Source organism: Microcystis sp. M49636_WE2 (genome assembly GCF_030065375.1).
Lineage (GTDB): Bacteria > Cyanobacteriota > Cyanobacteriia > Cyanobacteriales > Microcystaceae > Microcystis > Microcystis aeruginosa_C.
The window spans coordinates 1-3,126 of the sequence record NZ_JASJFG010000830.1; the positions used below are offsets into that span (position 1 = coordinate 1).

Consider the following 3,126-nt stretch of genomic DNA (forward strand, 5'->3'; position numbering starts at 1 on the left):
AAACCAGTCAAACAACTCCCTAAAAACAGCAACTCAAGGTTCGAGTTTAGCGGATATACTCGAACGAGTTTTAGATAAAGGAATTGTGATTGCCGGCGATATTTCCGTTTCGATCGCCTCCACTGAACTTATAAATATCCGCATTCGTTTGTTAATTGCCTCTGTTGATAAAGCCAGGGAAATGGGAATCAACTGGTGGGAAGGAGACCCCTACCTCCATAGCCAATCCCAAGCTTTACTAGCAGAAAATCGGGAACTTTCGCTCCGACTCCAAACCCTGGAAACTGAGCTTGAAACCCTAAAATCCTTAAGCCAATTGAGTGCAATAGAGAGCCATGATACCAGTCCGAACGATGAAGCACATTCCTCAGATGCGTGAAATTCCTCACCTGAATCCTCAAAGGTTAGGAAATTTACACGAGACGATTGCCCCCCTGGATAAGGCCAGGGAAACTGCGATTAACAGCTTGCAAGGTTATCCCTACCTCCCTAGCCAAGGCCAAGCTTTATTCGCAGAAAACCTGGAACTTTCACGCCGACTTCAAACCTTAAAATCCTTAACTAAATGGAGTGTAATGGAGAGACGTGATGGCAGTCCCAACGATCAAGCACATTCCTCGTATATATTGAAATTCCTCAATTGAATCCTCAAACGGTCAAGAAGTTTACAGCAGTTAACGATTGCCTCTGTTGATAGAGCAAGGGAGATGGCAATTAATGGGTGGGCAAGCGACTTCTATCTCTATAGCCAATCCCAAGCCTTATTAACAGAAACCTCGGCAGCTAAACTTTAAGCCTTAAAATCCCTACCCCAATCGGGGGCAATCGAGGGCTACGATACCAGTTAAAATAATCAAGCACATTCCTCCTGTCGGGTAAATTCGTCACTAGAATCTTCACAGGGTGGCGGGAAGTTGACATTGCTTGGTTACATCATTTTTTCCCTCAGATAAAATTTCTTGGCCAAGCCCCCCACTAGAGACTCACCCTTAAGAACTCCTCATTTACCAACTCCAACCATGACACTTGCTTGCACACCTTACGATTCTGATAATCAAGCCTTGCTGACCAGTCCAGAAAGTAATAGCCAAGCCGGTTTAGCCCCTTTACTGTTAACTGTTGTGGAACTGGTACGCCAATTGCTCGAAGCCCAAATCATTCGCCGGATGGAAAAAGGGGTTCTCAGTGAGTCTGATTTAGATAGGGCTGCAGAAAGTATACAAAAATTGCAAGAACAAATTCTCCATTTGTGTGAAATTTTTGAGGTTGAGCCAGAAGATTTAAATGTCCACCTAGGAGAGTTTGGCACTCTTTTACCGGAAGCAGGGAGTTATTACCCGGGAGAGGAGGGTATTAAGCCTTCTGTGTTAGAATTAGTGGATAGACTTCTCAATACAGGAGTTGTTGTGGAAGGAAATGTTGATCTGGGTTTAGCTCAATTAGATCTAATTCATCTAAAGCTTCGTTTGGTTTTAACTTCTCAGCCAGTTTAATTTGGGAGAATACTGATGACAGTGGGTCTTTATTTATATGGCATATTTCCCGAACCAGTTCCTGACGGACTGGTTTTGCAGGGGATTGATAATGAGCCAGTTCACAGTGAGATGATTGATGGTTTTAGTTTTCTCTACTCCGCTGCTCATAAAGAGAAGTATTTGGCATCCCGTCGCTATTTAATTTGCCATGAAAAAGTATTAGAAACTGTCATGGAAGCAGGGTTTACAACGTTGTTGCCCCTGCGGTTTGGCTTAGTTATCAAAACCTGGGAATCTGTCACCGAACAACTAATTACTCCCTATAAAACCCAACTGAAAGAATTATTTGCTAAACTGTCAGGACAACGAGAGGTTAGCATTAAGATTTTTTGGGATAATCAGTGGGAATTACAAGCGGCTTTGGAGTCTAATCCTAAGTTAAAACAAGAACGGGATGCGATGATGGGGAAAAACTTAAATATGGAAGAAATTATCCATATAGGTCAACTCATTGAAGCCACTGTATTGCAACGGAAACAAGACATTATTCAAGTCTTTAGAGACCAATTAAATCATTGCGCCCAAGAGGTGATTGAAAGCGATCCGATGACGGATGACATGATTTACAATGCAGCTTATTTAATTCCCTGGGAGCAAGAGCCGGAATTTAGCCAAAACGTTGAAGCGATCGATCAGCAGTTTGGTGATCGCCTAAGGATTCGCTATAACAATTTAACTGCACCCTATACCTTTGCCCAACTTATCTAAGGAGATTATCAGTTATGTTTCTCGATCTTTTACTTCTTCCTGTTACCGGCCCTATTGGTGGTCTGATCTGGATTGGGGAAAAAATTCAAGAGCGTGCAGATATAGAATATGATGAGGCGGAAAATTTGCACAAATTATTATTATCCCTACAACTATCTTACGATATGGGTAATATTTCTGAGGAGGAGTTTGAAATTCGGGAAGAAGAACTTTTATTAAAAATTCAAGCCTTAGAAGAAGAGGCGGCAGAAAACGAAGCTGAATCTTCTCTCTAAAATTTTTCTATACTTCGCAGTTTCAGAACTGGCAATCTTTGCCACCAGATAGGTCATGAACAAAATCACAAACTGTAAGCTTAGTAAGGGCGGATTTGACAAGCTCAAGAACTTGTCGAAGCTTGGTCAGAACTAGCCCTTGGTTAAGCCTTAATATTCTAGGTAAAAAGTTTGGAAATTACTAGAATCATTAGAGGAGTGAGCAACAGTTTTGGGGGAATCAGGTTTTTTAGCTAAACTTAAACTAGGAGGATTGGCTGTACGCAAATTTTGAATACTTTGTTCTGTGGTCTCAATTTGCTCTGTCACAAACGTGAGACGATTTTTTAATTGCTGAATCTGCCGCTCCATCATTTCTAATTTTTCTTGGATACGTTGTTTTTCAGTAATTAACTTATAAAGCTCAAGTTGGTGATCTGCTTCGGATTGTTTCCGAGGCATGGTGCTAATTTTAGATCTAATTGGTCTGGGTGGACGAGTGGTTGTCATAACAATCCCTGAATAACTTAGAATATTCTAGCATATCAACGCCCCAATATAAAAACTTGTAAAAAATCGTCAATTTTCTTTCGGTCAACCCTATGAAATTGTACAATCTATATACTTAC

6 protein-coding genes are annotated in these 3,126 nt (G+C 41.1%); 5 read left to right on the forward strand and 1 reads right to left on the reverse strand.

What is annotated here, in order from left to right:
* The 5 genes from PX484_RS18990 to PX484_RS19010 all read left to right on the forward strand — a co-directional run.
* A partial coding sequence (locus PX484_RS18990) for a gas vesicle protein (protein WP_288105114.1) occupies window positions 1-379 on the forward strand: 379 nt, incomplete at its 5' end.
* Complete coding sequence (locus PX484_RS18995) at window positions 336-644, forward strand: hypothetical protein (protein ID WP_002803843.1); 309 nt, start codon at window positions 336-338, stop codon at window positions 642-644. The genes PX484_RS18990 and PX484_RS18995, both read left to right, overlap by 44 nt.
* 375 nt (window positions 645-1,019) lie before the next feature.
* A complete protein-coding gene (locus tag PX484_RS19000) occupies window positions 1,020-1,493 on the forward strand; it encodes a gas vesicle protein K (protein ID WP_002803841.1) in 474 nt (157 codons plus the stop codon).
* Window positions 1,494-1,508: 15 nt separating this feature from the next.
* Window positions 1,509-2,243: a gas vesicle protein GvpF gene (gvpF, locus tag PX484_RS19005; protein ID WP_002803840.1), complete on the forward strand. Its 735-nt coding sequence runs from the start codon at window positions 1,509-1,511 to the stop codon at window positions 2,241-2,243.
* A gap of 14 nt (window positions 2,244-2,257) precedes the next feature.
* Window positions 2,258-2,518, forward strand: a complete 261-nt coding sequence (locus tag PX484_RS19010; protein WP_002803833.1) for a gas vesicle protein GvpG — start codon at window positions 2,258-2,260, stop codon at window positions 2,516-2,518.
* A gap of 150 nt (window positions 2,519-2,668) precedes the next feature.
* Here the strand turns inward: PX484_RS19010 and PX484_RS19015 are convergent, their stop codons facing one another.
* Window positions 2,669-3,007, reverse strand: coding sequence for a gas vesicle protein (locus tag PX484_RS19015; RefSeq protein ID WP_002803830.1), 339 nt, complete (start codon window positions 3,005-3,007; stop codon window positions 2,669-2,671).
* Window positions 3,008-3,126 lie beyond the last annotated feature (119 nt).

Excerpts from the sequence above, each read along its gene's own strand:
- PX484_RS18995 (WP_002803843.1), top strand. The coding sequence starts at position 336 with ATGATACCAGTCCGAACGATGAAGCACATTCCTCAGATGCGTGAAATT.
- PX484_RS19000 (WP_002803841.1), top strand. The coding sequence starts at position 1,020 with ATGACACTTGCTTGCACACCTTACGATTCTGATAATCAAGCCTTGCTG.
- gvpF (WP_002803840.1), top strand. The coding sequence starts at position 1,509 with ATGACAGTGGGTCTTTATTTATATGGCATATTTCCCGAACCAGTTCCT.
- PX484_RS19010 (WP_002803833.1), top strand. The coding sequence starts at position 2,258 with ATGTTTCTCGATCTTTTACTTCTTCCTGTTACCGGCCCTATTGGTGGT.
- PX484_RS19015 (WP_002803830.1), bottom strand. The coding sequence starts at position 3,007 with ATGACAACCACTCGTCCACCCAGACCAATTAGATCTAAAATTAGCACC.